The following is a 1,498-nucleotide window of genomic DNA, read 5'->3' on the forward strand; positions in this document are numbered from 1 at the left end:
GCCAATGTACAGGATATCTATCCCCTATCCCCTTTACAGGAAGGTATTCTGTTCCATCACCAGTTACAGGAAAGTGGCGATGCTTACCTGTCAAACAGCATACTGGCTTTTGATACCCGCTCACGTTTGGATACTTTCCTTGCGGCTCTGCAACAGGTCATCGATCGCCATGATATTTTGCGGACGGCTTTTTACTGGCAAGGGTTGAGCCAACCTGTACAGGTGGTCTGGCGACAGGCGAAGTTGTTTGTAATACCGTTCACTCCTACATCAGCCGAGAATATCCCGGCACAATTACAGGCAAACATGCCGTGTCGGTTAGATATCAGTCAAGCTCCGTTGTTCGCGGCCAGTACCACCCATGATCCGGACAGTGACGAATGGCTGTTAACGCTGAATTTCCATCATCTGGTCAGCGACCATGTCACACTGGAATTAATCATGGATGAAATCCAACAAGTCTTACAGGGACGAGAGGGATCCCTGCCTGTGCCACTGCCGTACCGCAACTTTATTGCCCAGACACTGAGTGTACCCGTTTCAGTGCACGAGAATTACTTCCGTCAGCGACTGGCCGGGATTGATGAACCCACCGCCCCGTTTGGCTTACTGAATGTACAGGGCGACGGGCAGGCTATTACAGAAGCCCGCTTGCCGCTGGATAGCATGCTGGCTGATACCCTGCGCACACTGGCCCGCCAACTGGGTATTAGTCCCGGGGTGTTGTTCCATGTGGCCTGTGCGCAGGTACTGGCCCACACCAGCGGCCGTGATGACGTGGTATTTGGCACGGTATTGTTGGGACGGCTGCAAGGTACAACCGGGGCCGATAAGGTGATGGGGATGTTTATCAATACCCTGCCGATCAGGATATCCCTGAGCACTCAGAATGTACGGGAAGCCGTGCTGACCACGTCGCGGGATTTGGCTGCCTTACTGGAACATGAACAGGCACCGTTGGCGCTGGCGCAACGGTGCAGCGGAGTGATCCCACCCTTGCCTCTGTTCAGCGTCCTGCTTAATTACCGGCACAGTCCGTCAGACTCGGGTGAAAATCCCGGTTGGGCAGGCATGCGCGTATTGCAGTCTGAGGAGCGGACGAACTATCCTATTGCCCTCTCCGTGGATGATCATGGGGACAGTTTCACGCTGACTGCTCAGACCGTGGACGGGATTGAGCCGGACAGAATCGTGCATTATCTGCACACTGCTCTCAGTGAGCTGGCTGATGCACTGACCGCTGACATTCAGCAACCGGTACTCAGCTTATCCATCCTGCCGGCACCCGAGCGTCAGCAATTACTGGTGGATTTCAACGCCACACAGGTCGATTTTCCGCAGCATGCCCTCATCCATGAACTGTTTGAACAGCAGGTGGTACAAACTCCAACAGCCACCGCTATAATGTTTAAAGAACAGAAGCTGAGCTATGACGAGCTCAATCGCCGGGCCAACCAACTCGCCCATTATTTAATTAAACTGGGTGTAAAACCGGATG

At 53.6% G+C, this 1,498-nt stretch carries 1 protein-coding gene; it reads left to right on the plus strand.

Features of this window, described 5'->3' with window-relative positions:
- The coding region (locus AACS92_RS21730) for a condensation domain-containing protein (protein ID WP_153044809.1) at positions 1 to 1,498 on the plus strand (1,498 nt) is incomplete at both ends.

The organism is Xenorhabdus sp. KJ12.1 (assembly GCF_963876495.1).
GTDB classification, from domain to species: Bacteria; Pseudomonadota; Gammaproteobacteria; order Enterobacterales; family Enterobacteriaceae; genus Xenorhabdus; species Xenorhabdus stockiae.